Origin of the sequence: Microbacterium sp. SL75 (genome assembly GCF_026625865.1) — a bacterium.
Lineage (GTDB): Bacteria > Actinomycetota > Actinomycetes > Actinomycetales > Microbacteriaceae > Microbacterium.
In genome coordinates, this window is record NZ_CP113067.1 from 557,387 (window position 1) to 581,290 (window position 23,904).

Annotated in this window: 22 protein-coding genes and 1 tRNA gene; 7 read left to right on the forward strand and 16 right to left on the reverse strand. The window is 69.7% G+C overall.

Features of this window, described 5'->3' with window-relative positions:
* The first annotated feature begins 33 nt into the window (after positions 1-33).
* Entirely contained in the window at positions 34-1,617 is a 1,584-nt protein-coding gene (locus OVA17_RS02595) for a phytoene desaturase family protein (RefSeq protein ID WP_267787988.1), read from the forward strand.
* A gap of 471 nt (positions 1,618-2,088) precedes the next feature.
* Here OVA17_RS02595 and OVA17_RS02600 read toward each other — a convergent pair whose 3' ends face one another.
* A complete protein-coding gene (locus OVA17_RS02600; RefSeq protein WP_267787990.1) occupies positions 2,089-5,544 on the reverse strand; it encodes a bifunctional proline dehydrogenase/L-glutamate gamma-semialdehyde dehydrogenase in 3,456 nt (1,151 codons plus the stop codon).
* A 99-nt stretch (positions 5,545-5,643) separates the two neighbouring features.
* Between OVA17_RS02600 and OVA17_RS02605 the strand changes: the two genes are divergently transcribed.
* The gene (locus OVA17_RS02605; RefSeq protein WP_267787992.1) at positions 5,644-6,531 is read left to right on the forward strand and encodes a LysR family transcriptional regulator; all 888 of its coding nucleotides are present in this window, start codon (positions 5,644-5,646) and stop codon (positions 6,529-6,531) included.
* Between the two features lie 42 nt (positions 6,532-6,573).
* Here the strand turns inward: OVA17_RS02605 and aztD are convergent, their stop codons facing one another.
* The 4 genes from aztD to aztB are packed head-to-tail and all read right to left on the reverse strand — an operon-like array spanning position 6,574 to position 10,809.
* The gene (gene aztD / locus OVA17_RS02610) at positions 6,574-7,776 is read right to left on the reverse strand and encodes a zinc metallochaperone AztD (protein WP_267787994.1); all 1,203 of its coding nucleotides are present in this window, start codon (positions 7,774-7,776) and stop codon (positions 6,574-6,576) included.
* A gap of 31 nt (positions 7,777-7,807) precedes the next feature.
* Positions 7,808-8,707 (reverse strand): zinc ABC transporter substrate-binding protein AztC, encoded by a 900-nt coding sequence (gene aztC, locus OVA17_RS02615; protein WP_267787996.1) that lies wholly within the window; start codon positions 8,705-8,707, stop codon positions 7,808-7,810.
* Between the two features lies 1 nt (position 8,708).
* A complete protein-coding gene (locus OVA17_RS02620) occupies positions 8,709-9,923 on the reverse strand; it encodes an ABC transporter (protein WP_267787997.1) in 1,215 nt (404 codons plus the stop codon).
* A gap of 31 nt (positions 9,924-9,954) precedes the next feature.
* Positions 9,955-10,809 carry a zinc ABC transporter permease AztB gene (aztB, locus tag OVA17_RS02625; protein ID WP_267787998.1) on the reverse strand — a complete coding sequence of 285 codons (855 nt, stop codon included), beginning with the start codon at positions 10,807-10,809 and terminating at the stop codon, positions 9,955-9,957.
* Between the two features lie 55 nt (positions 10,810-10,864).
* On the opposite strand from aztB, the gene aztA reads away from it, so the two are divergent.
* Complete coding sequence (gene aztA, locus OVA17_RS02630) at positions 10,865-11,515, forward strand: zinc ABC transporter ATP-binding protein AztA (RefSeq protein ID WP_267788000.1); 651 nt, start codon at positions 10,865-10,867, stop codon at positions 11,513-11,515.
* Here aztA and OVA17_RS02635 read toward each other — a convergent pair.
* Positions 11,487-11,915 (reverse strand): MarR family winged helix-turn-helix transcriptional regulator, encoded by a 429-nt coding sequence (locus tag OVA17_RS02635; protein WP_267788001.1) that lies wholly within the window; start codon positions 11,913-11,915, stop codon positions 11,487-11,489. The two genes, aztA and OVA17_RS02635, sit on opposite strands and share 29 nt — an antisense overlap.
* A 142-nt stretch (positions 11,916-12,057) precedes the next feature.
* On the opposite strand from OVA17_RS02635, the gene OVA17_RS02640 reads away from it, so the two are divergent.
* Together OVA17_RS02640 and OVA17_RS02645 are read left to right on the forward strand one after the other, a co-directional pair.
* Positions 12,058-12,426 carry a hypothetical protein gene (locus OVA17_RS02640; RefSeq protein WP_210073184.1) on the forward strand — a complete coding sequence of 123 codons (369 nt, stop codon included), beginning with the start codon at positions 12,058-12,060 and terminating at the stop codon, positions 12,424-12,426.
* Positions 12,427-12,516: 90 nt separating this feature from the next.
* Positions 12,517-12,864, forward strand: a complete 348-nt coding sequence (locus OVA17_RS02645) for a hypothetical protein (RefSeq protein WP_210073182.1) — start codon at positions 12,517-12,519, stop codon at positions 12,862-12,864.
* Between the two features lie 58 nt (positions 12,865-12,922).
* On the opposite strand, the gene OVA17_RS02650 is transcribed toward OVA17_RS02645, so the two are convergent.
* The 3 genes from OVA17_RS02650 to OVA17_RS02660 form a co-directional block, all read right to left on the reverse strand.
* A tRNA-Tyr gene (locus OVA17_RS02650) sits at positions 12,923-13,007 on the reverse strand.
* Positions 13,008-13,095: 88 nt separating this feature from the next.
* On the reverse strand, positions 13,096-13,977 hold the full coding sequence (locus OVA17_RS02655) for a PfkB family carbohydrate kinase (RefSeq protein ID WP_267788004.1): 882 nt from the start codon (positions 13,975-13,977) through the stop codon (positions 13,096-13,098).
* A complete protein-coding gene (locus OVA17_RS02660) occupies positions 13,974-14,474 on the reverse strand; it encodes an FBP domain-containing protein (RefSeq protein WP_267788005.1) in 501 nt (166 codons plus the stop codon). Before OVA17_RS02660 ends, OVA17_RS02655 begins: the two co-directional genes overlap by 4 nt.
* Positions 14,475-14,562: 88 nt before the next feature.
* Between OVA17_RS02660 and OVA17_RS02665 the strand changes: the two genes are divergently transcribed.
* On the forward strand, positions 14,563-15,051 hold the full coding sequence (locus OVA17_RS02665; protein WP_210073176.1) for a YajQ family cyclic di-GMP-binding protein: 489 nt from the start codon (positions 14,563-14,565) through the stop codon (positions 15,049-15,051).
* A 221-nt stretch (positions 15,052-15,272) separates the two neighbouring features.
* Here the strand turns inward: OVA17_RS02665 and OVA17_RS02670 are convergent, their stop codons facing one another.
* The 4 genes from OVA17_RS02670 to OVA17_RS02685 form a co-directional block, all read right to left on the reverse strand.
* Positions 15,273-15,413 carry a hypothetical protein gene (locus OVA17_RS02670; RefSeq protein ID WP_210073172.1) on the reverse strand — a complete coding sequence of 47 codons (141 nt, stop codon included), beginning with the start codon at positions 15,411-15,413 and terminating at the stop codon, positions 15,273-15,275.
* 47 nt (positions 15,414-15,460) lie between these two features.
* Entirely contained in the window at positions 15,461-17,164 is a 1,704-nt protein-coding gene (locus OVA17_RS02675) for an AMP-binding protein (protein ID WP_267788008.1), read from the reverse strand.
* 20 nt (positions 17,165-17,184) lie between these two features.
* Positions 17,185-18,147: an alpha/beta hydrolase gene (locus OVA17_RS02680; protein ID WP_267788010.1), complete on the reverse strand. Its 963-nt coding sequence runs from the start codon at positions 18,145-18,147 to the stop codon at positions 17,185-17,187.
* A gap of 118 nt (positions 18,148-18,265) precedes the next feature.
* Positions 18,266-19,654 (reverse strand): GTP pyrophosphokinase, encoded by a 1,389-nt coding sequence (locus OVA17_RS02685; RefSeq protein WP_267788012.1) that lies wholly within the window; start codon positions 19,652-19,654, stop codon positions 18,266-18,268.
* Positions 19,655-19,915: 261 nt separating this feature from the next.
* On the opposite strand from OVA17_RS02685, the gene OVA17_RS02690 reads away from it, so the two are divergent.
* Positions 19,916-20,539: a DUF6518 family protein gene (locus OVA17_RS02690; RefSeq protein WP_267788013.1), complete on the forward strand. Its 624-nt coding sequence runs from the start codon at positions 19,916-19,918 to the stop codon at positions 20,537-20,539.
* Positions 20,540-20,637: 98 nt separating this feature from the next.
* On the opposite strand, the gene OVA17_RS02695 is transcribed toward OVA17_RS02690, so the two are convergent.
* The 3 genes from OVA17_RS02695 to OVA17_RS02705 form a co-directional block, all read right to left on the reverse strand.
* Positions 20,638-22,011: an FAD-dependent oxidoreductase gene (locus OVA17_RS02695; RefSeq protein WP_210073164.1), complete on the reverse strand. Its 1,374-nt coding sequence runs from the start codon at positions 22,009-22,011 to the stop codon at positions 20,638-20,640.
* 44 nt (positions 22,012-22,055) lie between these two features.
* Positions 22,056-23,117 carry a polyprenyl synthetase family protein gene (locus OVA17_RS02700; RefSeq protein ID WP_210073162.1) on the reverse strand — a complete coding sequence of 354 codons (1,062 nt, stop codon included), beginning with the start codon at positions 23,115-23,117 and terminating at the stop codon, positions 22,056-22,058.
* 61 nt (positions 23,118-23,178) lie between these two features.
* Positions 23,179-23,898, reverse strand: a complete 720-nt coding sequence (locus OVA17_RS02705; RefSeq protein WP_267788016.1) for a demethylmenaquinone methyltransferase — start codon at positions 23,896-23,898, stop codon at positions 23,179-23,181.
* Between the last annotated feature and the right edge of the window lie 6 nt (positions 23,899-23,904).

A 23,904-nucleotide genomic window follows, 5' to 3' on the forward strand; every position in this document is an offset into this window, starting at 1 on the left:
CGGCGAATTCGCCGCTGTCGTTAGCGTGGGCTCATGACCGCTTCGGATTCTCGCCGGTACGACGTCGTCATCGTGGGGGGCGGGCACAACGCCCTCGTCGCCGCGGCCTACCTCGCCCGGGCAGGGCGCAGCGTGGTGGTGATCGAGAGATCGGATGCCGTGGGCGGCGCCGCCGTGTCGGAGCGCCCGTGGGCGGGTGTCGATGCGCGCCTGTCGCGCTACTCGTACCTGGTGAGCCTGCTGCCGCAGAAGGTCATCGACGACCTGGGTCTGCGCGTCGACCTGCGCCGCCGCCGCTACTCCTCCTACACACCCGACCCCGCCGATCCCACGCGCGGGATCCTCGTCGATACGCGGGATGCCGAGGCGACGGCCGCCTCGTTCGCGCGCACCCTCGGCGACGCCGACGAGGCCGAACGCTTCGCGGCGTTCGGCGAGCGCCTCGCCCCGGTGGCCCGGGCGGTCTTCCCGACGATGACCGAGCCGCTGCCCACGGCGGACGAACTGCGCGAACGCGTGGGCGACGACGAGCTGTGGGACGCCCTCACCACCCGCCCGCTCAGCGACCTGCTGCGCTCTTCCTTCGACAGCGATCTGGTGCGCGGTATCGCCCTCACCGACGCGCTCATCGGCACCTTCGCCTCGTCCGACGCCCCCTCCCTCGCGCAGAACCGCTGCTTCCTCTACCACGTGATCGGCGGCGGGACGGGAGATTGGGACGTCCCCGTGGGTGGCATGGGCGCGGTCACGGCCGAACTCGAACGCGCCGCTCGCGAAGCGGGGGCCGAGATCGTCACGGGGGTCGAGGTGATCTCGATCTCGCCCGACGGCGACGTGCACACCATGACCGACCGCTCCGACGTCTTCCACGGCGACCTCGTGCTCAGCGGGGTCGGCCGCGCCGTCCTCGACCGCCTGCTGACTGCGGGCGGCGCCGCCACGACGGGGGCGGAGGAGCCGGAGGGTGCGCAGGTCAAGGTCAACATGCTGCTCTCGCGGCTGCCCCGTCTCCGAGACGAATCGGTGACCCCCGAGGCCGCCTTCTCGGGCACCTTCCACGTCAACGAGACCATGACCCAGTTGGATGCCGCTCACGTGGCGGCATCCGGAGGGCTCATCCCGGAGCCTCTCCCGGTCGAGATCTACTGCCACTCGCTCACCGACCCGTCCATCCTCGGTGAGGAGCTGCGCGCGTCGGGCGCACAGACGCTCACGATGTTCGGCCTGCAGGTGCCGCACCGTCTCATCGCCGACACCGACCCGGTCGCCGCGGGAGCACGACTGCTGGCCGCCGCCCAGGCCTCGCTGGAGTCGGTGCTCGCCGAGCCGCTGCGCGACTGCATCCTGCGGGCGCCCGACGGACGGCTCTGCATCGAGGCACGCACGACCAGCGACCTCGAAGCCACGCTCAACATGGCCGGCGGCGACATCTTCCACGGCGCCCTGTCGTGGCCGTGGCTCGACGCGCCCGCCGACTCCCCCGCCGCGCGCTGGGGAGTGGCGACGCCGCACGCGCGGGTCTTGCTGTGCGGTTCGAGCGCTCAGCGCGGTGGAGCGGTGAGCGGCATCGGGGGTCAGAACGCGGCGATGGCGGCGTTGGAGATCCTCGGTCGGTGAGGACCGGGGCCGGGGCCTCCCACCGTCCTGCGGAGGTTCTGCGCGACACACCGCTCAGGCCCTCACCGTGCCCGGCGTGTCACCGCCGAACTCCGCACGACGGTCCGCCATGGGCGCGGAGCGTCTCGACGATCTGGACGACGGCATCCATCAATGCCGGCGTCGACGGCCCGGCGTAGCCGAACACGACCGGCCGCCGGGGCGGGTCGACAGGTACCCCTCCCCCGCGAAGATCTCGTACGCGGCGACCGCGGTCCCGCGGCGTCGGGAACGGCGTAGCCGCCACCCGGATCCTCGACGTGCCTGTCGTGCGCGCCGTCCTGCGGACTCCGACCCCGACACGCCGACCCACACCACCCCGACCCGGCGGGTCGCCACCGGTCTCCGCCGGACGGTACGCCCGCGGCACCATCCCGGGCCCACCGAAGAGGCGGGGCCGCCCCGAAGGAACGGCCCCGCCGTCGGGGGGCATCAGCCGACCAGCGGCGGCACCTCGTACCGGCGCGGCGTCCCGAAGCGGTGCGCGGTGATCGACACGGCCTGCTCGCGCAGGAACGGCAACAGTTCGACGTGCCCGGCGCGGGTGACGTCGCCTGCGTAGAGGGCGACCGAGGGCGAGCCGTTCGTCGCCTCGGCCACCGCCACGGGCGATCCGCCGAGCAGGCGGATGCGGCCACCCGTCCGGGCCAGCCGCGCAGCGCGGCGACCCCACTCGGCGGCGTCCTCGACCGCGGCGCGGACGCCGACGCCCTCGAGCCAGGCACGCACCGCGGGCGACAGCTCGCGAGCCGTGCTGACCGTCACGGCCGACCCGGCGCGGACACCCGCGGCGACCACGCGCACGAGCGCAGCCTCCGACGCGTCCTCGACGCGCACGGTCACCGGAACCGCGGCGTAGCGGAGCACGTTCTGCTCCGACTCCAGGCCGGTCACGTCACGGGCGAGCGAGAACTCCCCGGCCCACGCGGCGGCATCGCTCGAGAGGGCGGATGCCACCCACTCGCGGTCCGCGGCGGGCACGGCCGCCAGCGCCGGGGCGGCGAGGGCGTCGGGCGTGCGGGGCGACGAGGTCTCGGCATCCGCCCACGTTCCGAAGCCGAACAGGTAGTGCGGTCCGCCGGCCTTAGTGCCCGCGCCGACGGCGGACTTCTTCCAGCCGCCGAAGGGCTGGCGCTGCACGATGGCGCCGGTGGTGCCGCGGTTGACGTAGACGTTGCCGGCCTCGATGCGCGCGAGCCAGGTGTCGATCTCGGACGAATCCAGCGCATGCAGGCCCGAGGTGAGGCCGTACTCGATGGCGTTGACGATCTCGATCGCGTCGTCGAGGGTCTCGGCGGTCATGATGCCGAGCACGGGACCGAAGTACTCGGTGCGGTGAAACTCGCTGCCGGGCTGCACGCCCTCGCGGATGCCGGGCCGCCACAGCATCCCCTCGTCGTCGAGGCGCTTCGGCTCGACCACCCAGCGCTGGCCGGGCTCGAGCGACGTCAACGCGCGCAGCAGCTTTCCCTGAGCGGGCTCGATGAGGGGTCCGACGCGCGAGGCCTCGTCCCACGGCATGCCGACCTCGAGCGAGGTGACGGCATCGACCAGCTGGTCGCGGAAGCGCCGCGAGCGCGCCACCGATCCGACGAGCACGACGAGGGATGCCGCGGAGCACTTCTGGCCCGCGTGGCCGAAGGCCGACATCGCGACGTCTTTCGCGGCGAGGTCGAGGTCGGCACTCGGCGTGACGATCACGGCGTTCTTGCCGCTCGTCTCGGCCAAGAGCGGCAGGTCGGGGCGGAACGAGCGGAAGAGCTCCGCCGTCTCGTAGGCGCCGGTGAGCACGACCCGCTCGACGGCGGGGTGCGTGAGCAGCTGACGACCGAGATCGTTCTCGGACACCTGCACGAGCTTGAGCACCTCACGGGGAACCCCCGCCTCCCACAGCGCCTCGACCATGACGGCGCCGGAGCGCTCGGCGAGACCCGCGGGCTTGATGACCACGGCGGAACCGGCAGCGAGCGCGGCGAGGGTCGAGCCCGCGGGGATCGCGACGGGGAAGTTCCACGGCGGGGTGACCACGGTGACACCGACCGGGGTGAAGGTCGCGCCGTCGACGGCCTCGAGAGTGCGCGCCTGCTCGGCGTAGTAGTGGGCGAAGTCGATCGCCTCCGACACCTCGGGGTCGCTCTGCTCGATGACCTTGCCGCACTCGGCGCCCATGATCTCGAGCAGGTCGGCGCGACGCTTCTCGAGCGCGTCGCCCGCGCGGTGCAGGATCTCCGCGCGCTTCGCGGCTCCGAGCTCGCGCCAGCCCGCGGCAGCCGTCGCGGCATCCTGGATCAGTGCGTTCAGCGTGGCTTCGTCGGTGACCGTGTGGTCGGCGATGGTCCGCGCGCCGAGCGGCGAGTCCTCCATGCGCGCGACGATCGCCCGCGACCAGTCGCGGTTCGCCTCGATCGCCGGGTCGGAGTCGGGGGTGTTGCGGAAGCCGTGCGCGGGGGCGAGAGGGGCCTCGGCCGAGCGGTCCTGCACCCGGTTCGAGGCGGGAACGCCCTCGGGCATGTCGGCGAGGGATGCCAAGAAGCGGTCACGCTCGCGAGAGAACAGCGCCTTGTGGGTGTCGAGGTCGAACACCGCCGACATGAAGTTCTCGCTCGATGCGCCCTCTTCGAGGCGGCGGATCAGGTACGCGATCGCGACGTCGAACTCCTGCGGGTGCACGACGGGGGTGTAGAGCAGGATCGAACCGACCGTGCGGCGGACGACGGACTGCTGCGCGGTCGCCATGCCGAGAAGCATCTCGACGTCGATGCTGCCGGTGACTCCGCGACGCTCGGCGAGGAGCCAGGCGAGGGCGACGTCGAACAGGTTGTGGCCGGCGACGCCGATCCGCACGTTGGTCATGTGCTCGGGGCGCAGCGCGTAGTCGAGGACGGCCTTGTACGAGGCGTCGGTCGCCTGCTTCGAGGGCCAGGTGGCGAGCGGCCAGTCGTGCACGTCGGCATCCACCCGCTCCATCGGCAGGTTCGCGCCCTTGACCACGCGCACCTTGATGGGGGCTCCCCCGGATGCCACGCGCGCGGCGGTCCACTCCTGCAGGCGGATCATCGCGGCGAGCGCGTCGGGCAGATAGGCCTGCAGCACGATGCCGGCCTCGACGCCGTGGAACTCGGGCTCGGCCAGCAGCGTCTCGAAGACGGCGAGGGTGAGGTCGAGGTCTTTGAACTCCTCCATGTCGAGGTTGAGGAAGGTGCCGGTCTCTTTCGCCACACGGTAGAGCGGGCGCAGGGCCGCCACCGCGTCGGCGACGGCGGCGTCGAAGGCCCAGGGCGTGTGCGGGGCGACGGTCGACGAGACCTTGATCGAGACGTAGTCGACGTCGTCGCGCGAGAGGAGCTTTCGGGTGCCGGCCAGGCGCCGCGCGGCCTCTTTCTTGCCGAGGATCGCCTCGCCGAGCAGGTTCACATTGAGGCGGATGCCGTCTCCCCGACCGCGGATCGAGGAGATGGCCTCGCCGAGTTTGCGGTCGGTGGCGTCGACGATCAGGTGGCGCACCATCGAGCGCAGTGCCGTACGGGCGGCGGGCACGACGATCTGCGGCAGGATGGGCGCGGCGAACGCACCGAGGCGGATCGCGGCTTTGAGGTGCAGCGGCAGGAAGCCCGGGATGAGCGGGGTGAGCGCGGCGAGGTTGCGCGCGGCGACGCGCACGTCTTCGGGGCGCACGACGCCGTCGACGAAGCCGACGGTGAAGTCGAGGCCGTGCGGGTCGCGCAGAACCCCGGCCAGCCGCTGGGCTGCGGCGTCGACGGGCTCGTTCCGGCTCTCGGCGAGCCAGCGGCGCACGAGGGCGATCGCTTCGTCGGCGAGCTCGTGGGCAGAGACGAGTGCGGCGGGGGTGGTGCCGGACGTGGTGTCGGGGACGTCGGTGAGCGACATGGCGATCCTTCCTCGGATGTTTTCAGCATGGGGCTGCCATCCGTTCGGGAAAAGCGATGATTTCTGACGCATACTGATCGATGAAGCTGAAGGGATGCCATGTTCGACCTGCGCCGTCTGCGCCTCTTGCACGAGCTGTCGGTCCGCGGCACCCTCGCGGCCGTCGCCGACGCCCTCTCGTACAGCCCGTCGACCATCTCGCAGCAGCTCGCCCTGCTCGAGAAAGAGGCCGGGGTGCCGCTGCTCGAACCGGACGGACGGCGCGTCCGTCTGACCGCCCAAGGGGCCGCTCTCGCGGCGCACGCCGCGCGCATGCTGGCCGCCGATGAAGCGGCCCGCGCCGAACTGGAACGCATGCGGCCGTCGCTGGCGCCCGTGCGGGTGGCCGTCATGCAGTCCGCCGCGCACGGCCTACTCCCCCGAGCCCTCGACGCCCTGGCCGGGAGCGAGCCGAACCTGCGCATCGAGGTCGCGGAGCTCGCCCCCGAGGAGGGACTGTTCGAGGTGGCCGCGCGCGGCTTCGACCTCGTCGTGGCCGAGCAGTACCCGGGTCACACGCGCGAGCATCGCGAGGGGCTCGAGCGCAGCCTACTGGGGCGGGATGCCATCCGTCTGGCCGTCTCGAGCGACGATCCGGCGCAGAGCCTGGAGGACCTGCGCGAGCGCGCCTGGGTCATGGAGCCGGTGGGCACCGCCGCCCGTCAGTGGGCGACGCAGCAGTGCCGCGCCGCCGGGTTCGAGCCCGACGTGCGCTTCGAGATGGCCGACCTCACCGCGCACGCCCGGCTCGTGGCATCCGGTCATGCCGTCGGCATGATCCCCGATCTCGTCTTCGCGGGCGAGACGCCTCCCGTGCGACTCGTGGGCCTGCCCGGGCAGCCGCGACGCGAGGTGTTCACGGCCGTCCGCCGCGGAACGGCCGACCGCCCCGGCGTACGCGCGGTGCGCGAAGCACTGCAGGTGGCGTACGACCGGGGCGGCCGATAGGGCGCCTCTCGCAGACGATCACTCCCGTCTGCGAGCGGACGCTTACTTCGTGAGCGCGATCTCGTTCGGCGTGTGATCGAGGGTGACGCTCTTCACGACCGCGCCGGTGGTGAGATCGACCGCGTGCACGGCGTTCTTCGCGGGCTCGGTCACGTAGGCGATGTCACCCGAGACCTTGATCGCGGGGTGGGCGTCCTGCCACTCGACGGGCCCCTCCCACGCGTCGATCACGGGGAAGGCGTCGGTGAACGCCCCCTTCTCGAGGTCGAGCACGTGGATCGCACCGTCGGAGGCCAGGACGTATCCCAGATCCTGCGGACCGCGCGCCAGGTCGCGGAAGGTGTACTCGGCCCCTGCGGGCATGTCGATGACGGTCTGCGTCTTGGCGGCCGTGTCGACGACGGAGACGCGGTGCAGCAGGTACCCCTCGGCGTCGCGGTCGTCCTTATAGTCGCCGAGCACGAGCGGGCTGGTCTCGCTCACGAACATGTTGCCCGAGCGTCCGTAGGGCTGGTCGGGGGCCTCGATCTTGGTGATCTGCCCCTCGTCGAGCACGAGGGCGCCGTTGTCGCACCCGAAGACGACGACCTCGTCCTTGGCGGTGCCTTCACCGTGCACGCCCGGGCAGGCCGCGTTCTCGGCGATGGTCGCACCCGAGGAATCCTTCACGACGATGCCCGTGCGACCGTTGGCGTTGCCCACGGTGGTCACGAACGAGCCGTCCTCGAGCACGATCGACACCCCGTGGTGCGCCTCGACGCCCGGAACCGTCTCGACCTCGGGAAGGGACTCGGTGGATGCCAGCAGCGCATCGGTGTCGAAGATCGTCGAGTCGCTCGTGCCGTCGGCGTAGAGCACCGTCTTTCCTCCGTGCGTCACCACGTGACCGGGCTTCGACGCCGGGAAGACGAGGTCGGTGAGCTCGGGCTCGGCGGCCGAGGTGCCGGCATCCAGAACCTGGAAACCCTCGCTCATGGTCACCATGATGTGCCGGCCGTCGCCGGCGGAGTTCAGGCGGGTGAACTCCTCCGACGGGAAGTCGCCGACGGTCTCGAGGGTCTGACCGTCGAGCACCAGGATGCCGCCGGGGTACGACAACGCCACACGCGTGGCCGCCTCGGCTGCGACGGTCGAATCCGGGGACGCGGACCCGGGGGCGGTGCCGCCGGCGCAGGCCGACAGGGTGACGGTGGCGCCGATCGCGAGGGCGACCAGGCCCGCGCGGGGCAGGGAGAAGCTGCGCATGGGTGTCTCTTTCTTCGGTGGGCGGGTCTCGTCAGGGCGAGAGCCCGGTGGCGATGCGCTCCGTGTTGACGCGCATCATGGTCAGGTAGTCGGGGGCGTCGCCCGAGGCGTCGGTGAGCGACTCGGTGAACAGCTCAGTCACCTCGACGTGGCGGTCGGCCTCCTCGGCGAGTGCGCGCACGAGCCGGTCGGGAGACGAGGACTCGGCGAAGATGGTCGGCACCTTCGCTTCATCGATCGCCGCGACGAGGTCGGCGAGATCGCTCGTGCTCGGGGCGGCGAGGGTGGTCCCGCCGGGGATGACGGCCCCGATCAGGCGGAAGTCGAAGCGATCGGCGAGGTAGCCGAACACGTGGTGGTTGGTGACGAGGGCACGACGCTCGGCCGGGATCGCGGAGAAAGCCGCGGTCATGTCCGCGTCCAGCGTCTCGAGCTGCGCGCGGTAGCCGGCGGAGCGCTCGGTGACGGCGGCCCCGCCGAGGCTCTCGAGCGCGGGAGTGAGCCGGTCCACCACGGCGATCATCTGCGCGGGGTCGGTCCAGAAGTGCGGGTCGTCGGCCCCGTCTGCGTCGGCGGAGGTGTACGGCAGCACACGGACGGCGTCGCCCGCGACGATGGTGCGCACCCCGTCGGCGGACGCGGCGTCGAGGTGCTGTTGCAGCCCCTCCTCGAGACCGAGTCCGTTGGCGACCAGCAGGTCGGCGGAACGCATGCGCGCGGCCTCGGCGGCGGAGATCTCGAACGAATGCGGGTCGGCGCCCGGGCGCATGAGGGTCAGGACCTCGACGTCGTCGCCCGCCAGCTTCGACACGACGTCGCCGAGGATGTTCGTGGTCACCACGACCAGAGGTCGATCGGATGCCGCGGAACCGGCGCATCCGGTGAGGCACAGGAGAGCAGCCGCGGCGAGGGCGGCGAGGGTGCGGCGCATGTCAGCGTCCCGTCTCTGCGAAGAAGAGCGGCGTGCGCTCGGGGGCGAACTCGCGCGCCACCCGCGCATCGTCGGCGAAGTCGAGCTCCCACATGCGGTTCTCGGCCGGCCCGTTGAGGTACGCACGCTGCTGGTCGGCGATCAGGGTCACGGGCAGTCCCGCGGCGAGGCTCTCCGAGACCAGAGGGGCGGATGCCGCGCGCACCGCGCCGGTGTCACCGTCGAGCACGAGCACCCGACCGCCCGCAGTCAGGGCGAGGACGTTCGCGTTCTTGTCGTCGACCGCCGTGACCTGCACGAGCGGCTCGGGGGCGGGAAGCAGCGTCCACGCGCGCTCACGGGTGTCGAGGATCCAGATTCCGGCGTCGCCCGCGAGAGCGGCGACGCTCGGTCGACCCTCCCGGTTGTGGAAGCCCGTGGCGCGGGGCGCGGTGGCCCCGGACGGATACGGAACGACCTCGGCGACCGGCTGCTCGCCGTCGACGCTCACGAGCACGGCGCCGTCCCGGCAGCCGATCACCGCTCCGACGCGTGTCGTGATGGTGCCCGCGGGTTCGGCGCACGGGGTCGTCACCCCGATCGCGGTTCCGTCTGCCGCGTGCAGCGATACCTCGCCCGCGGAGGCGATGGCCGCGAACGACCCGGCGGGGACGACGAGACCTGCGCCCGGCTCCGTGGTGACGCGGAACTTCTCGGCTACTTCGCCCTTCGACAGCGCCTCGGTGTCGAGCAGGACCGCCTCGCCGGAGTCGGGGAAGAACACCCCCGTGCCGCCCGTGGTCGACGAGTTGGAGGTCGCCACCGTGGCCACGCCATCGCCCGCGACCTCGCCGATCACCCGTGCGGGTGCCCGGTAGTAGTGGAAGTGGTCGACGTGATCCCACGTCCACACTCCGCTGTCGACGATCGAGACGCCGTCGGCAGCGGCAGAGAAGAGGTAGCGACCGTCGGAATGCACCGCCGCGGGCGCGCGGACGGTTCCGAGGTCGGCCGTCGACTCGTCGAGGAGGTCGAGGTGCGAGACCCGACCGTCGGCGTCGATCGAGGTGAGCCCGAGCGCGGGCTCGGCCAGCTCTGCGGCGCCGTCGATCTGGCCGTGAGCGTCGCTCTCGGCAGTCGCTGTCGGGGCGGACGGCGCGGACGGCGCGGCACAGCCCGCCAGGGCCAGGAGCAGGAGCGCGCCGAGGGGCGCGAGAGATCGAGTGGGATGAAGCATGGGGTCTTTTCCGGTGGAGCGGGAAGGGAAGTCAGGCGGGTACGGCGATCGTCGTGGGAAAGCGACGACGGGCCTGGTCCGTGGCGAGTCGCAGCAGCCACGAGACGCCGGCGGCGGCGATCGCGGTGGCGGCGATCGTCGCTCCGGCGGCCGTCGCGGCGTGCCACGAAACGAGGAGCCCGACCGCGACGGCGGCCGCGCCGATACCGGCCGCGAGCACCATGGTCGAGGGGATGCGTTCGGTCCACTGCCTCGCCGCCACGGCGGGAGCGACGAGCAGCCCCACCACCAGCAGCGAGCCGACGGCCTGGTACGAAGCCACCACGGCGAGTGTCACCAGACCCACCAGTACCGTCTGCGCCAGACGCGGGCCGAGTCCGAGCACCCGCGCGACGCGCTCGTCGATCGCGAGGGCGACGAGCGAGCGGTGCGTCAGGGTCGCGGCAGCGATCCCGACGACGACCGCGATGGCCAGGACGACGAGATCGGCGCTCGTGATGGCGAGGATGTCGCCGAACAGGATGGCCGTGGCATCGGTCGCGAAGCTTCCCGCGTGCGAGATCACGATCACGCCGAGTGCGAGCATGCCGACGAACAACAGGCCGATGCTCGTGTCGTACGAGAGCTTCGCACGCCGCTGCACGGCACCGATGCCGAGGCTCATCACCACGGCGCTGGCGGCCGCCCCGATGAGCACGGGCACGCCGAGCACGGTGGCCAGGGCCACACCGGGGAGCATGCCGTGCGCGAGCGCCTCGCCGAGGAACGCCATGCCCCGGACGATCACCCAGGTGCCGGCCACCGCGCAGAGCACCGCGACGAGCACGCCGCCCAGGAGGGCACGCTGCACGAACTCGAGCGAGAAGGGATCGGTGAGCCAGGACACGGTGTTCGACCGTAGCGTTAAGTGAGAACGGTTATCAAACTCGTATGATGGAGATATGACGACTCCCGCCCTGCGTGCCCGCGGTCTGCGCGTCGAGTTCCCCGGGACGGTTGCCCTCGACGACGTCGACCTCGACCTCCCCCGCGCGGCCCTCACCGTGATCGTCGGGCCCAACGGTGCGGGCAAGTCGACGCTGCTCGAAGTTCTCGCGGGTGCCCGCATACCGGCATCCGGGGCTATCGAGTTCGGCGATCAGTCACGCGCCTTCGTCCCCCAGCGAGCAGCCGTGGGAGAACACCTCCCCCTCACCGTTCGCGATGTCGTGACCGTGGGGGCGTGGGGTCGCATCGGCCCCCTCCGCCGCCTGACGCGCGAGGATCGGAAAGTGGTCGACCTCTCGATGCGGCGACTCGACATCGCGCACCTGGGTCGGCATCCGTTCTCATCCCTGTCCGGAGGACAGCGTCAGCGCGCCCTGTTGGCACAAGGCCTCGCCCGACAGGCCGAGATCCTGCTGCTCGACGAACCGACCACCGGGCTCGACACGGCGAGCGCGGAGCTCAACCGCGCGGCGATCGAGGAAGAGATCCGCCGCGGCGCGACGGCAGTGTGCGTCAGCCACGACGAACGGCTGATCGCGGAGGCGGACCAGGTGATCCACCTCGAGGCCGGTCGCCTCAGACCCGCGTACGAACCCGCTCCGTGATGCGGCGGAGTAGAGCCGCGGCAGCCTCGGCAGCCTCGCGCGGTTCCGACAGAACGGCCGCCTCGACCTCGCTCGAGAACCGGCGGAGACCGTTCCACGGCTCGACCTCGAGGTCGATCTCGAGGTAAATGTGGTTGACGCGCCGATCGTCGGCGTCGAGCTCACGGCGCAGCAGACCTCGGCCGATGAGCCGGTCGACGAGGGTGGTCACCCCGGCAGGAGTCACCCCCAGCCGAGAGCGGAGGTGGGAGGGGCGGATGCCGGGCTCGTCGCAGATGCAGCAGAGAGCCGCAGCCTCCAGCTCGCTCACACCGAGGTCGGCGCGTGCCTGCGCGGCCATCTCGTCACGCGCTTCGACGTACTCGTCGAGCGCCATGGTCAACGCGGAGGACTGAGTCATTCCACCACCTCCTCCTTCATGGCCCGGCCGGCCACAACTCCACCATAGTGAACATCCTGAATATTTTGCAGAATTAATTAAGTTTGTGAAATACGTGCTACCTTAATGATCAGCCCGTCGACCCCGAGCGAAGGAGATCGCCATGGCCACGTTGTTCTACGGATCCGACAAGGACCCGATCGTTCTGCCCGATCGCCTGATGGGTTACATCAAGGTGATCACCTCGACCAAGCTCCGCCGCGGTGAATCGTTCACCCTGACGTGGACCGGCACCCCCGAAGAAGCCGGCCGCTCCACGATCTGGCTCCAGCCCTCCATTCCCCTGCGGTTCGTCTTCGATGCCGTCGAGCCCGAGCAGCTCGTGGGCGAATACCTCCGGTCCCTCGCCGACCAGGCGAACGCCGCTTCGGGTCTCGTGATTGACACCCACACGTGGGAGGCCGCCGAGCAGGCGACCCACGCACCTGTCCGCGCGGCACGTCCCGCCGGTCGCCCCGTCCGCGCCGCCTGATACCACCTCGAGGCCCGTCGGTCGACTTCTCTCATCACCCCGCATAATGTGGGGGCGCGCCATATTCGTGCGAATGAATCGGAGAGGCCCATGCCGGTACGAACTTTGCTCGACAAGTCCCTCCTCGAGGCGTGGCTGACCGAGTTCCGCGCGCTCGGCTATCTCACCGGCAGCGATATCCGCGTCCTCGATCAGGAGGACGAGACCGACCCGGACTCCGGACTCATCGTTGTCGACCTCACCGAGGCGAAGACCATCACGTACTTGCAGCCCATCACCGGCGGGGACGGCAGTTGGAAGGCGACCATGGAGGCGCGCGACGCCACCATCGAGCTCGGCGCCGTCGCCCTGGTCAACCTCGGCAACGAGGTGAACGTGCTCGGCGCGCTCGTGAGCTTCCTCGAGGCGAAGTCGAAAGCGCTCCTCGCAGCAGGCTGAGCCCGCAACGCTGGGGAACAAGAAAAGGGCACCCGATCCGGGTGCCCTTTTCTGATGGTGGTGGCGAGTGAGGGATTCGAACCCCCGAATGCAATGCAGTCTGATTTACAGTCAGATCCCTTTGGCCGCTTGGGTAACTCGCCAGGTGCGCACCCGTCCGGCTTTCTCAGTCGACCGGAGGCGCGATAGACCACTCTACTATCCCGCGAGGGATGCTCGAAACCATCCCGCTCACTCGGGCGTGCGCAGCAGGGCGCCTTCGTGCCGGCAGGTCGCGGCGGCGACGTCCATGGCGCGCGAGAGCACGGCATCCCACTCCCGAGCATCCGCGGGCAGTCGGTCGCGCACGAGGGCGGCGGTGGTGGCGAGCACCGCGTCTCCCCCGCCCATCGTGTCGACGATGCGCCCGGGAAGATCCGCGATCGGATGCGACACCGAGGTGCCGGCCGCATCGATCGCCGCGCCACCCGCGCCATAGGTGGCGAGCACCGCGCCGACGCCCAGGTCGACCAGCCGTGCGCGCAGGTCGTCGAGGGGCCCGCCGTACAGCAGTTGCGCGTCGTCCTCGCCGACCTTCACGAGAAGAGCTCCGGATGCCGCCCGCTCGAAGCCGCGGACGAACTCGGCGCGGTCCCGCAACATGCCGCTGCGCGGGTTGGGGTCGATCGCGAGGGGCATCGAGAGCGACGCCGTCGCCTCCACCAGCAGGGAGGTCTGCTCGGGGTCGTCGAAGGGGAAGCAGCTCACGACGACCATCGGGGCGGCCGCGATCGCGGCGCGCTCGGCCTCTCCGTACGCCACACGTCGGTTCTGTGCCGCCTCGTTGAAGACGTACTCGGGCTCGCCACCCGGCGAGCGCGTGCTCACGGCGCGCGAAGACCCGTGCTTCGCGGGGCTCGCGAGCAGCTCGACGTCGTGCTCGTGCAGGAAGGCGCGGATTTGCTCCCCCGCCGCATCGTCGCCGACCATGGCGATGAGCGAAGCCGGTACCCCCAGCCGCGACAGTCCCACCGCCACGTTGAGTCCCGCTCCGCCGACGAACTCGCGCACACCGGTCTCGTCGCGGATCTCATCGATCAACGCGTCGCCGATGACGACGACCCGCCCGGTCACCGCGAGACCTCGGCGGTGTCGAGCACGCGGCTGACGAAGTCCTCGGTGCGGCGCTTGGTGCCGTCGATCTTGCGGTCGACGCTCGCGCGGATCTCGCTCGGCGCCAGGGGGGCGGCCAGGCGCACGGTCTCGTGGCACGACATGTCGGCGCAGATGTAGGTACCGACGGTGTCGCCGTGCTCACCCGCTTCACCGGCCTTGCGCGCCGTGAACAGCGACACCTGGTCGCCGGGCTGCATCGTGTGGCAGAGGTTGCACATCGCCGAGCGCGCCCGGGACTGGCCCTCGGCCGCGCGCAGCACGATCGCGGCGGGTTCTCCGTCGGTTTCGGTGAGGACGTAGCCCCGCCCGCGCGTGCGCGGATCGCGCCAGGCCAGGAAGTCGAGGTGATCCCAGTCCGTCAGCACGAAGTCGAGCGGAAGCGCCACGACTCGCAACTCTTCGGCGGTGGCGTTGACGAACGCCCCCCGCACCTCTTGTTCCGTGAGTGCTCGCATGGCATCCGAGTCTACGAGCGCCTCTACCCGCATGGGGCGGACGATGTCGAGGGGGTGTCGACGCGGGGGCCGCGAATAGAATCAATCCATGGCTGATTCTTCGTTCGACATCGTCTCCAAGATCGACCGGCAGGAAGCCGACAACGCGCTCAATCAGGCGCATAAAGAGGTGGAGCAGCGGTACGACTTCAAGGGCACCGATGCCTCCATCGCCTGGAGCGGCGAGTCGATCGTCATCAAGGCGAACTCCGAGGAGCGCGCCAACGCCGTGCTCGACGTCTTCCAGACCAAGCTCATCAAGCGCGGCATCTCGCTCAAGAGCCTCGAGACCGGCGAGCCCGTGCAAAGCGGCAAGGAGTACCGCATCACCTCCACGCTCAAGGAGGGCATCTCGCAAGAGAACGCGAAGAAGGTCAACAAGATCATCCGCGACGAGGGCCCCAAGGGCGTCAAGTCGCAGATCCAGGGCGATGAGCTGCGCGTGCAGTCGAAGTCGCGCGATGACCTGCAGGAAGTCCAGCGCCTCCTGAAGGCCGCCGATCTCGACGTCGACCTGCAGTTCACGAACTACCGGTAAGCCCCGAGTCGGAGCGAGGCCGTGGTCACGCGATGAGCGTTCCCGACGGATACCCGCGTTGTCCGACCTGCGGCGACGTGTTGCGGTTCGAGGTCCTCGACGACGAGCGCTTTCTCGTGGCGTGGTCGTGCGTGACCTGCGGCCTCATTCGCACGACGGAACCGGTCTGAACGACCCTGTTCCTCGATGGAGTAGCCGAAAGATCGACCACCCCGAGTCGATCAGCCCTCGATGCCGTTGATCATCTGCGTGATCTCGCGCTCGGTCTCCCGACCGATGTTTCGCTCCTCCATGTGAGAAGGCATGTCGCTGTCGTCGTCGACGGAAGGGTTTTCGAACGGCTGCTTCTGATCCTTTTCCATACTTCGATGCTCACACGCCGACGCGACCGCGGCGAGGGGGTTGCGCGTCAGCGGTCGCCCCGCAGGGCGGCATCCGTCCACTCTTCGTGCGCGACCTCGCCGCGGGCGACGGCCTCCTCGCGCTGGCGGAGTTCGACGCGGCGGATCTTGCCCGAGATCGTCTTCGGCAGCTCGAAGAACTCGACACGGCGCACACGCTGGAACGGCGCGAGCCGCTCGCGCGCGAAGCGGAGGATGTCGAGCGCGACCTCTTCGCCCGCCTCGTGGCCCGCGGCCAGCACGATGTAGGCCTTCGGCACGGCGAGCCGCAGCTCGTCGGGGGCGGGCACGACGGCGGCCTCCATCACTGCGGGGTGCTCGATGAGCACGCTCTCCAGCTCGAACGGGCTGATCTTGTAGTCGGACGCCTTGAACACGTCGTCGGTGCGCCCGATGTACGTGATGCTGCCGGTCTCGTCGCGTCTCGCGACATCGCCGGTGTGGAACAGACCGTCGGCGAAAGCCTCGGCGTTGCGCTCGGGATCGCCCACGTAGCCGGTCATGAGGTTGACGGGCCGTTCGGCGAGATCGATGCAGATCTCGCCCTCGTCGCCGCGCTCGCCCGTGACCGGGTCGACGAGCACCACGGGGCAGCCGGGCAGCGGGCGACCCATCGAACCGGGCACGAGCTGGGCGTTCGGCGTGTTCGCCACCACGGCGGTCATCTCGGTCTGGCCGTAGCCATCACGGATATCGAGGCCCCATGCGCGCTGCACCGAGGCGATGACCTCGGGGTTGAGCGGCTCGCCCGCTGACACGACCTCGCGAAGCGCGCCGCGGCGCCCGGTGAGATCGGCCTGGATGAGCATGCGCCACACGGTCGGCGGCGCGCAGAAGGTCGTGACGCGGTCGTTCTCGAGCTCCGAGAGCAGCCGCTCGGCCGAGAAGCGCGAGTAGTTCAGGGCGAGCACGGTCGCCCCCGCGATCCACGGCGCGAAGAACAGGCTCCACGCGTGCTTGGCCCACCCGGGCGAGCTGATCGCGAGGTGCACGTCGCCGGGCTGCAGCCCGAGCCAGTACATCGTGCTGAGGTGGCCGACCGGGTACGACGAATGCGTGTGCTCGACGAGCTTGGGCTTCGAGGTGGTGCCCGAGGTGAAATAGAGCAGCAGGCGGTCGTCTGCGGTGGTCCCCGGATGCCGGGCCGGCTCGGCATCCGTCTGGAAGGCGTCGTCGTACGTCGCCCAGCCGGCGTATTCGCCGCCCACGACGATACGGCCGAGTCCCTCGGGCAGGTCGTGGAACTTGTCGGCATCGGCTGCGCCGACGACGACGTGACGGATCTCGGCGCGCGCGATGCGGTCGGTGAGATCGACCCGGCCGAGGGCCGTGGTGGTCGGGGCGATGACCCCGCCGATCTTCATGATCGCGAGCATCGCCTCCCAGAGCTCGACGCGATTGTCGAGCATCAGCAGCACCGACTCGCCGCGACGGACGCCGCGGGATGCCAACCATGCCGCGACCTGGTCGGAACGGCGCGCCAGCTCGTCGAACGTGCGCTGGTGGTGGGTGCCGTCGTCGTCGACGACGATGAGGGCGGGCGCGTCGTTTCCGCGCGCCATCGGGTCGAACCAGTCGATCGCCCAGTTGAACGCACCCTCGAAGGTCGGCCAGCGGAAGGACGCCGCCTGCTCGGGGGCGGTCCGCGCGGCGAGGAGTTCGTCTCTCGCGGCCCGGTAGCGCTCGGTGGCGGACGCGTCGGTGGGGATCATGGTGCTCCTTCGATCGCGTTCTACGCTATCCGTCCCACCCAGGATCCGAGCGCGTCGAAGGCCGCGGCGCGCGCGGCCGGCGCCGACAGGAAAACGTCGTGCACCGCCCCTTCGATGCGCGAAATGGTGACGGTGCGGGCGATGCGGGTGGCGGCGCGCGCGATGTCGTCGACCACGAGCACCGAGTCCGTCTCGCGCATCGCGTCGCTCCACCCGAGCGTCACCGTCGATCGGGCCGACAGCAGCACCAGCGTCGGGCACCCCACATCGACCCCGGATGCCACCCGCGCATGACCCGCGATGATCGCGGCGAGCCAGCCGGGATGGGTCGGGAATCCCTGGGCCGGGCGCCACCCCTCGGGACCGTCGGGGAGGGTGCCCAGCTCGCGCTGGGCGCGCGTGTAGAAGCCGAGGTCGACGACCGGATGCGTGCCGAGCGGGTCGAAGCGAGCGCGCGCGTTCACGATCGGCGCGAGCGCCTGGCGTCCGAGCGGGCCGAGCTGCAGCTCGAGCCACGGGCTGTTGAGCACGAGGGCATCGGCGACACCCGGATGCCGCGCCGCCCAGAGGGTCAGCGTGAGCCCCCCGGTGCTGTGCCCGAGCAGCAGGAGGAGCCGCCCCGCGCTCTTGGTGCCCATGGCATCCAGGGCTACCTCGATGTCGGCGTCGTACACGTCGAGCGCCGCAACGTAGCCCGGGGTCTGACCGGGTCGCAGACTACGGCCGTACTTGCGCAGGTCCAGGGCGCAGAAGCGGGCACCGCGGTCGGTGAAGAACCGCGCGAGATCGGCCTGGAAGAAGTAGTCCGACCACCCGTGCACGTACAGCACGTCGGTCTCACGCAATTCGCCGAACAGACGGGCACCGGGGTGGGGACGCGAGCGCACGAGGGTAGCGACGACCTCGCCCTCGGTATCGCTGCCAAGCGGCAGGGTCTGCTGTTCGAACCCGTCCCCGAGGACATCCGGATGCCACTCCCCCATCGCGCCAGCCTACGACCACCGCATCCGAGCCTGGTTGTGAAAACGGGCACGTCCTCATGCACCTGCAATGGCACATCCTGAAATGCGCCACCCATGGCGCGGGGAGGTCGGCGGACTACTACGCAGCAGCTACCGTTTCCCCGTCTCTTTGCACTCGAAGGTCGAAGCCGTCCACGAGAGCGAGGAGGTTCCTCATCAATTCCTCAGACCCGTCGCGGTTCAGGTTGGTCGAAACCCAGATGACCTCCCCCGGGCGTATCGCAACCGCCTTGCCCCGCGCCCCTCTCGGCAAGTCATCAAAACGACTGACAGCGTCGAGCTCGACGACGGTCTCGACGCCCTTCTCACGAGCGACGAGAGCTGCAAGTTCCCGCACGACTCCGGTCGCCGTCAGAGGCCTGTGGGGGAGGTCGTCTGGACGATCAGCCCCCTCGATGAAGTAAACCTTGTACCGACTCTTGCCCCTTAAGCGGTCGAAACGCCATTCCAGTTGCTGCGAGCGCGATTGATTCAGTCCCAGCGATCCGGTGTCGTGAATGTACCTCTCCCCATACCTGGCGAGCAGTTCGTCATCGAGACGACGAATGGAAGTGACCGGCGTCGTAATATCCATGAGGTCGAGAATCTGCTCGCTATCCACCGGCTCGAGGGCGGCCTTAAGCGCACCAACCGTCGTGATTCCACAAGCCGCGACGAGCCTCAGTCCGAACTCGAGACCGTTCTCGCTTGGATCGCGGTCGTCTGGGAAGCGGGCGGAGAGGAACGATCGAAGGGAAGCGGCCGCGATAGCGGCGTCGTCGCCTTCGTCAACGTTCGCCGATTCTGCGTCCGTTTGCGCGAGAGGAATCGACGACTCGTCGATGGATGGCCGCGCGAGCATGCGATCGATTGCGACGAAGACCTCGTCCAGCGCCCGCCGCGCATCGGACGCTGCTCCGAAGAGCTGATCAATCGTCTCCTGGTCCTGAGTGTCGATAGACCCGTACTGGGCACCCTTGTATCGACGCGCATGCTCGAACTCCGCCCAGGCATGCCCCGCGACCGTTCGGATCTGTATTTCGATACCGCCGAGTTCGTCGAAGAACTGCGACAACTGACCACCTGAGACCAGCCAGTCGGTCTCGAGGGTGGGACGTTGCCCCGAAACAACGATGTGTTGGCAGTCATATCCGCGCAAACGGATGGGCTTATCGTCACCAGGGTTGCGATCTTCGCCGTCGATCACGACGAAGCGCTCGCGCACGAGATCTGCCGCCCGTTCTCGGTCAGTGTTGGAGTAAGTAATGATCCGGACCGCGACGATGTCAGTCATCTCCCGCATTGGCGATGCATAGCGCTTCGATGCTTGCTTGCGCTGCGCCGACGCGATCGACTTGACTCGCGCCGTCACGTCGTGCGGCCGAATCCCCGCCTCCTGCAACAACCGAGCTACATACGCCTGCATCTCGGCCGCTGCACCGGGGATCCAGTCCCACGTCGTGTAATCGATCGATACATCTTTCGTCATGCCTTCGCCCCCCAAGAGCACCTTCTGCCCACACGCTACAGGCACTGCCCGTCGCGACGGAGTCGCCCACCTTAGGACTGAAACCCAAATATGGTCGTACGCCGAGACCACACCGGCTGTGTTCCGGTCACGAGCGGGCAAGAGCCTGCAGCCCGAGCGGATAGGAGGTTCAACCTACGACCGCCGCATCCATCGGGAGTATGACCTCAACGCCATCTCACGACGGACGCGCCCGGGCGCGCCGCTGCCTACCGTGAGAACGTGCACCCCCGATCGTGGTTTCTTCCCGCTCTCGCCGTCGCCGCGGCATCCCTCGTTCTCGGCGGTCTGACGAGCTTCGGCCAGAGCGTCCTGCCCGAATCGCTGGTCTCGTTCGCGAACTCCGCCGGTGGATGGACGATTCTCACGTTCGGCCTGGTGTGGCTGGCACGAGTCCGGCTCCCCGTGGCCGCGGCTCTCGGACTCGTATCGTTCGTGCTGCTCATCGAGGGTTATCGCATCGTCTCCGGCTGGCGGGGTTTCTTCTACGCCGAGCCGTTCCACGACACGTTCACCCTCATCGGCATCGTCGCCGGTCCCGTGGTCGGACTCTCCGCAGCTCTCGTACGCTCGGGACCCGTGCCGTGGAAACCTGTCGCGGCGGCTCCTGTGGCGGCCGTGCTGATCGGAGAGGGCGTCTACGGCCTGACCGTCGTGGCCGGCTCGACGAGCCCGGCGTACTGGGTCGTGCAGATCGTGCTGGGCACCGCGTTGCTCGCGGGCACGATCGTCGGCGCCCGCCCCCGCATCATGCCGAGCGCGATCGGCGCCGTCTCTTCCCTCGCGGGCGCCGCGGTGTTCATCGCCTTCTACCTGTGGCTGGGCCAGCTCGGTTCGGCGCGGTGAGAACTCAGCGGACACGCTCTCGAAGAGCCGGGGCGCATCGGCAGCCGCCCCACGAAGAACCGCCCCGGTAAGCACCGGGGCGGTTCTTCATGGGCGTGTTACTCGCCGCGCGAGATCGCGATCATCTCGTCGCGCGGGACGACCTTGATGCGCGCGCGCTCGTGCGGGGCACCGAGGGCGACCTCGTGCTCGTCGAGGCGGTGCCAGCCGTCGAGGTCGGTCCAGCGCACGCCGCGCTCCTCGAGCAGGGCGGGGATCGCCTCTTCTTCGGGGTGCGCGGGCTGCCACCACTCACCGGCGTCGTTGATGACGTGGCGCACCGTCTCCATGGCATCCGACTTGGTGTGCCCGATGAGGCCGACGGGGCCGCGCTTGATCCAGCCCGTGGCGTAGACGCCGGGCAGACGCGAGTTCGAGTCGGCGGCGAGCACCTGGCCCTCGTGGTTGGGGATGACACCGTGCTTCTCGTCGAAGGGAACGCCCTTCAGCGGTGAGCCGAAGTAGCCGACGGCGCGGTACAGGGCCTGGATCGGCACCTCGCGGATCTCGCCGGTTCCGACGACACCGCCCTCGGCGTCGGGCCGGGTGCGCTCGTACCGGAACGCGGCGACCCGACCCGCGGCATCCTTGACGACCTCGACGGGCTTCGCCCAGAAGTGCAGGTGCAGGCGACGCGATGCTTCTCCGCCGGAGTTGTTCACGCCCGGGCGGGTGCGCCACTGCTGCAGCACACGGTCGATGACCTTGACCTGCTTGTTGGTCTGGATCGCGGCCAGGGACGCCTCGTCGTAGTCGAAGTCCTCGTCGTAGACGACCATGTCGACATCGCGCAGCTCGCCCAGTTCGCGCAGTTCGAGAGGGGTGAACTTCACCTGCGCGGGACCGCGGCGGCCGAAGACGTGCACGTCGGTGACGGGCGAGGCCTTGAGCCCCTGGTAGACGTTGTCGGGTACCTCGGTGGGCAGCAGGTCGTCGGCGTGCTTGGCCAGCATGCGGGTCACGTCGAGAGCGACGTTCCCGTTGCCGATGACGGCGACCGACTCCGCCTCGAGAGGCCACTCGCGCGGCACGTCGGGGTGGCCGTCGAACCAGCTGACGAAGTCGGCGGCGCCGTACGAGCCGTCGGCGTCGATGCCGGGGATGTCGAGGTCGGCGTCGCGGATCGCGCCGGTCGAGAAGATGACGGCGTTGTAGTGCTGCTTGAGGTCGTCGAGGGTGATGTCCTCGCCGAAGCGCACGTTGCCGAAGATGCGGATGTCACCGCGGTCGAGAACCTCGCGCAGCGCGGTGACGACGCCCTTGATGCGCGGGTGGTCGGGGGCGACGCCGTAGCGCACGAGACCGTAGGGCGCGGGCAGTTGCTCGAACAGGTCGATCGACACGTCGAACTGACGCTCGGACTTCAGCAGAATGTCGGCGGCGTAGATGCCGGCGGGACCGGCTCCGACGATGGCGAGGCGCAGCTTCGTCATGGGTTCCTCTCGATCGCGATCGGGGGGGGTGGGGCGGAAAGGGGTCAGGCCGAGCGATCGGCCACGGCGCGGGCGAAGCGCGTCAGCGCTTCGCGCACGGCACCGTCGGGAAGCGGCGCGAGGGCGTCGATCGCCTCTTGCGACCACTGGTGCGCGAGGCGCAGGGTCTCGTGCGTCGTGTCGTGCTCGCGGAGCTCGGCAAGCGCGCCGTCGAGCACCGACGGGTCGGCTCCGGCGGCGATGCGTTGCTGGCCCTCGTCGATACGCGCACGAAGATCGGCGGATGCCGCGTCGGAACGGTGCCCGAGCAGCAGGTACGGCATGGTCGGCACGCCCGCGCGCAGGTCGGTGCCGGGGACCTTGCCCGTCTCGGAGGGATCGGGCGACAGGTCGATCACGTCGTCGAGCAGCTGGAAGGCCACACCTGCCTTCTCACCGAAGACGACCATGGGCTCTTCGAACTCTTTCGGCGCGCCGGAGTAGATGACGCCCGACTGCGCGGCGGCAGCGATCAGCGACCCCGTCTTGTCGGCGAGCACCTGGAGGTAGAAATCGACGGGCTCGTCGCCCTCTTGCGGCCCCACGGTCTCGTGCATCTGCCCGAGGACGAGGCGCTCGAAGGTGTCGGCCTGCAGCTGGATCGCTCGCTCGCCGCGGCGGGCCATGAGCTGGCTGGCGCGGGCGAAGAGAAGGTCGCCGGTGAGGATGGCGATGTTGTTTCCCCACACCGTCTGCGCACTGGGCACACCGCGACGCTTGTCGGCGCCGTCCATGACGTCGTCGTGGTAGAGCGAACCGAGGTGGGTCAGCTCGAGGGCCGTGGCCACCTCGACGACCTCCTTGGTCGTGCCCTGACCGAGCTGCGCGGTGAGGATCGCGAGCATGGGGCGCACACGCTTGCCCCCGGCCTCGTAGAGGTAACGGGCGGTGACGTCGGCGAGCTTGTCGGCGCTGCGCACCTCGCCCTCGAGCTCGGTCTCGACACGCGCGAGTCCCGCCTCGACGGTGGAGAGGAGGGTACGCGAACGCAGGCCGGCGAAGATGCGGTCACTCAGGCCCAGCTTGCCCGACAGGCGGGTGCCGGCCGCGGGCGGTCTCGGGGTCACGGTTTCAGCCTATCCTGGCGCGCCGCAGGCCCGCCGACGGTATCTCGACGGTTGACAGGGGTTACGAAGCCGGACGGATGCCGCGATGCAGCGCGACGATGCCGAAGGTGAGGTTGCGGTAGGCCACGTCGTCCCACCCGGCGTCTCTCATCCATCCGGCCAACGTCGGCTGATCGGGCCAGTCGCGGATCGACTCGTTGAGGTAGTCGTAGGCCTCGGCGTTCGAGCTCACCGCCTTCGCGACGATCGGCAGGACCCGGTCGTTGTAGAAGCGGTACAAGCCGTTGAAGGCGCGGGACGGCGGGTGCGAGAACTCGCACACCACGATGCGACCGCCGGGGCGCGTGACGCGCCGCAACTCGCGCAGCGCTCGACGCGGGTCGATGACGTTGCGCAGGCCGAACGACATCGTCACGGCGTCGAACTCGCCGTCGGCGAAGGGCAGGTCGGTGGCGTCGGCCTGCACGAACTCGAGGTTCGGCACGTCTCCGTGACGGCGACGGCCCTCCTCGATCATGCCGCGCGAGAAGTCAGCGGCGACGACGTGCGCCCCGCTCGGCACGAATGCCATCGACGAGGTGCCGGTGCCGGCCGCGAGGTCGAGGATGCGCTCCCCGCGCTGCGGGGCGACCGCGCGCAAGGTTGCGACGCGCCAGAAGCGGTCGTTGCCGAGGCTCAGCACGGAGTTGGTGCGGTCGTATGCGGCCGCGACCTGGTCGAACATGCCACTGACACGCTGCGGGTCTTTGCCGAGGTCGGCGCGGTTGGGGTCGCTGCTCACCCGTCG

Coding starts and splice junctions, on each gene's coding strand:
- OVA17_RS02595 (WP_267787988.1), top strand. CDS start 34: ATGACCGCTTCGGATTCTCGCCGGTACGACGTCGTCATCGTGGGGGGC.
- OVA17_RS02600 (WP_267787990.1), bottom strand. CDS start 5,544: ATGTCGCTCACCGACGTCCCCGACACCACGTCCGGCACCACCCCCGCC.
- OVA17_RS02605 (WP_267787992.1), top strand. CDS start 5,644: ATGTTCGACCTGCGCCGTCTGCGCCTCTTGCACGAGCTGTCGGTCCGC.
- aztD (WP_267787994.1), bottom strand. CDS start 7,776: ATGCGCAGCTTCTCCCTGCCCCGCGCGGGCCTGGTCGCCCTCGCGATC.
- aztC (WP_267787996.1), bottom strand. CDS start 8,707: ATGCGCCGCACCCTCGCCGCCCTCGCCGCGGCTGCTCTCCTGTGCCTC.
- OVA17_RS02620 (WP_267787997.1), bottom strand. CDS start 9,923: ATGCTTCATCCCACTCGATCTCTCGCGCCCCTCGGCGCGCTCCTGCTC.
- aztA (WP_267788000.1), top strand. CDS start 10,865: ATGACGACTCCCGCCCTGCGTGCCCGCGGTCTGCGCGTCGAGTTCCCC.
- OVA17_RS02635 (WP_267788001.1), bottom strand. CDS start 11,915: ATGACTCAGTCCTCCGCGTTGACCATGGCGCTCGACGAGTACGTCGAA.
- OVA17_RS02640 (WP_210073184.1), top strand. CDS start 12,058: ATGGCCACGTTGTTCTACGGATCCGACAAGGACCCGATCGTTCTGCCC.
- OVA17_RS02645 (WP_210073182.1), top strand. CDS start 12,517: ATGCCGGTACGAACTTTGCTCGACAAGTCCCTCCTCGAGGCGTGGCTG.
- OVA17_RS02660 (WP_267788005.1), bottom strand. CDS start 14,474: ATGCGAGCACTCACGGAACAAGAGGTGCGGGGGGCGTTCGTCAACGCC.
- OVA17_RS02665 (WP_210073176.1), top strand. CDS start 14,563: ATGGCTGATTCTTCGTTCGACATCGTCTCCAAGATCGACCGGCAGGAA.
- OVA17_RS02670 (WP_210073172.1), bottom strand. CDS start 15,413: ATGGAAAAGGATCAGAAGCAGCCGTTCGAAAACCCTTCCGTCGACGAC.
- OVA17_RS02675 (WP_267788008.1), bottom strand. CDS start 17,164: ATGATCCCCACCGACGCGTCCGCCACCGAGCGCTACCGGGCCGCGAGA.
- OVA17_RS02680 (WP_267788010.1), bottom strand. CDS start 18,147: ATGGGGGAGTGGCATCCGGATGTCCTCGGGGACGGGTTCGAACAGCAG.
- OVA17_RS02685 (WP_267788012.1), bottom strand. CDS start 19,654: ATGACGAAAGATGTATCGATCGATTACACGACGTGGGACTGGATCCCC.
- OVA17_RS02695 (WP_210073164.1), bottom strand. CDS start 22,011: ATGACGAAGCTGCGCCTCGCCATCGTCGGAGCCGGTCCCGCCGGCATC.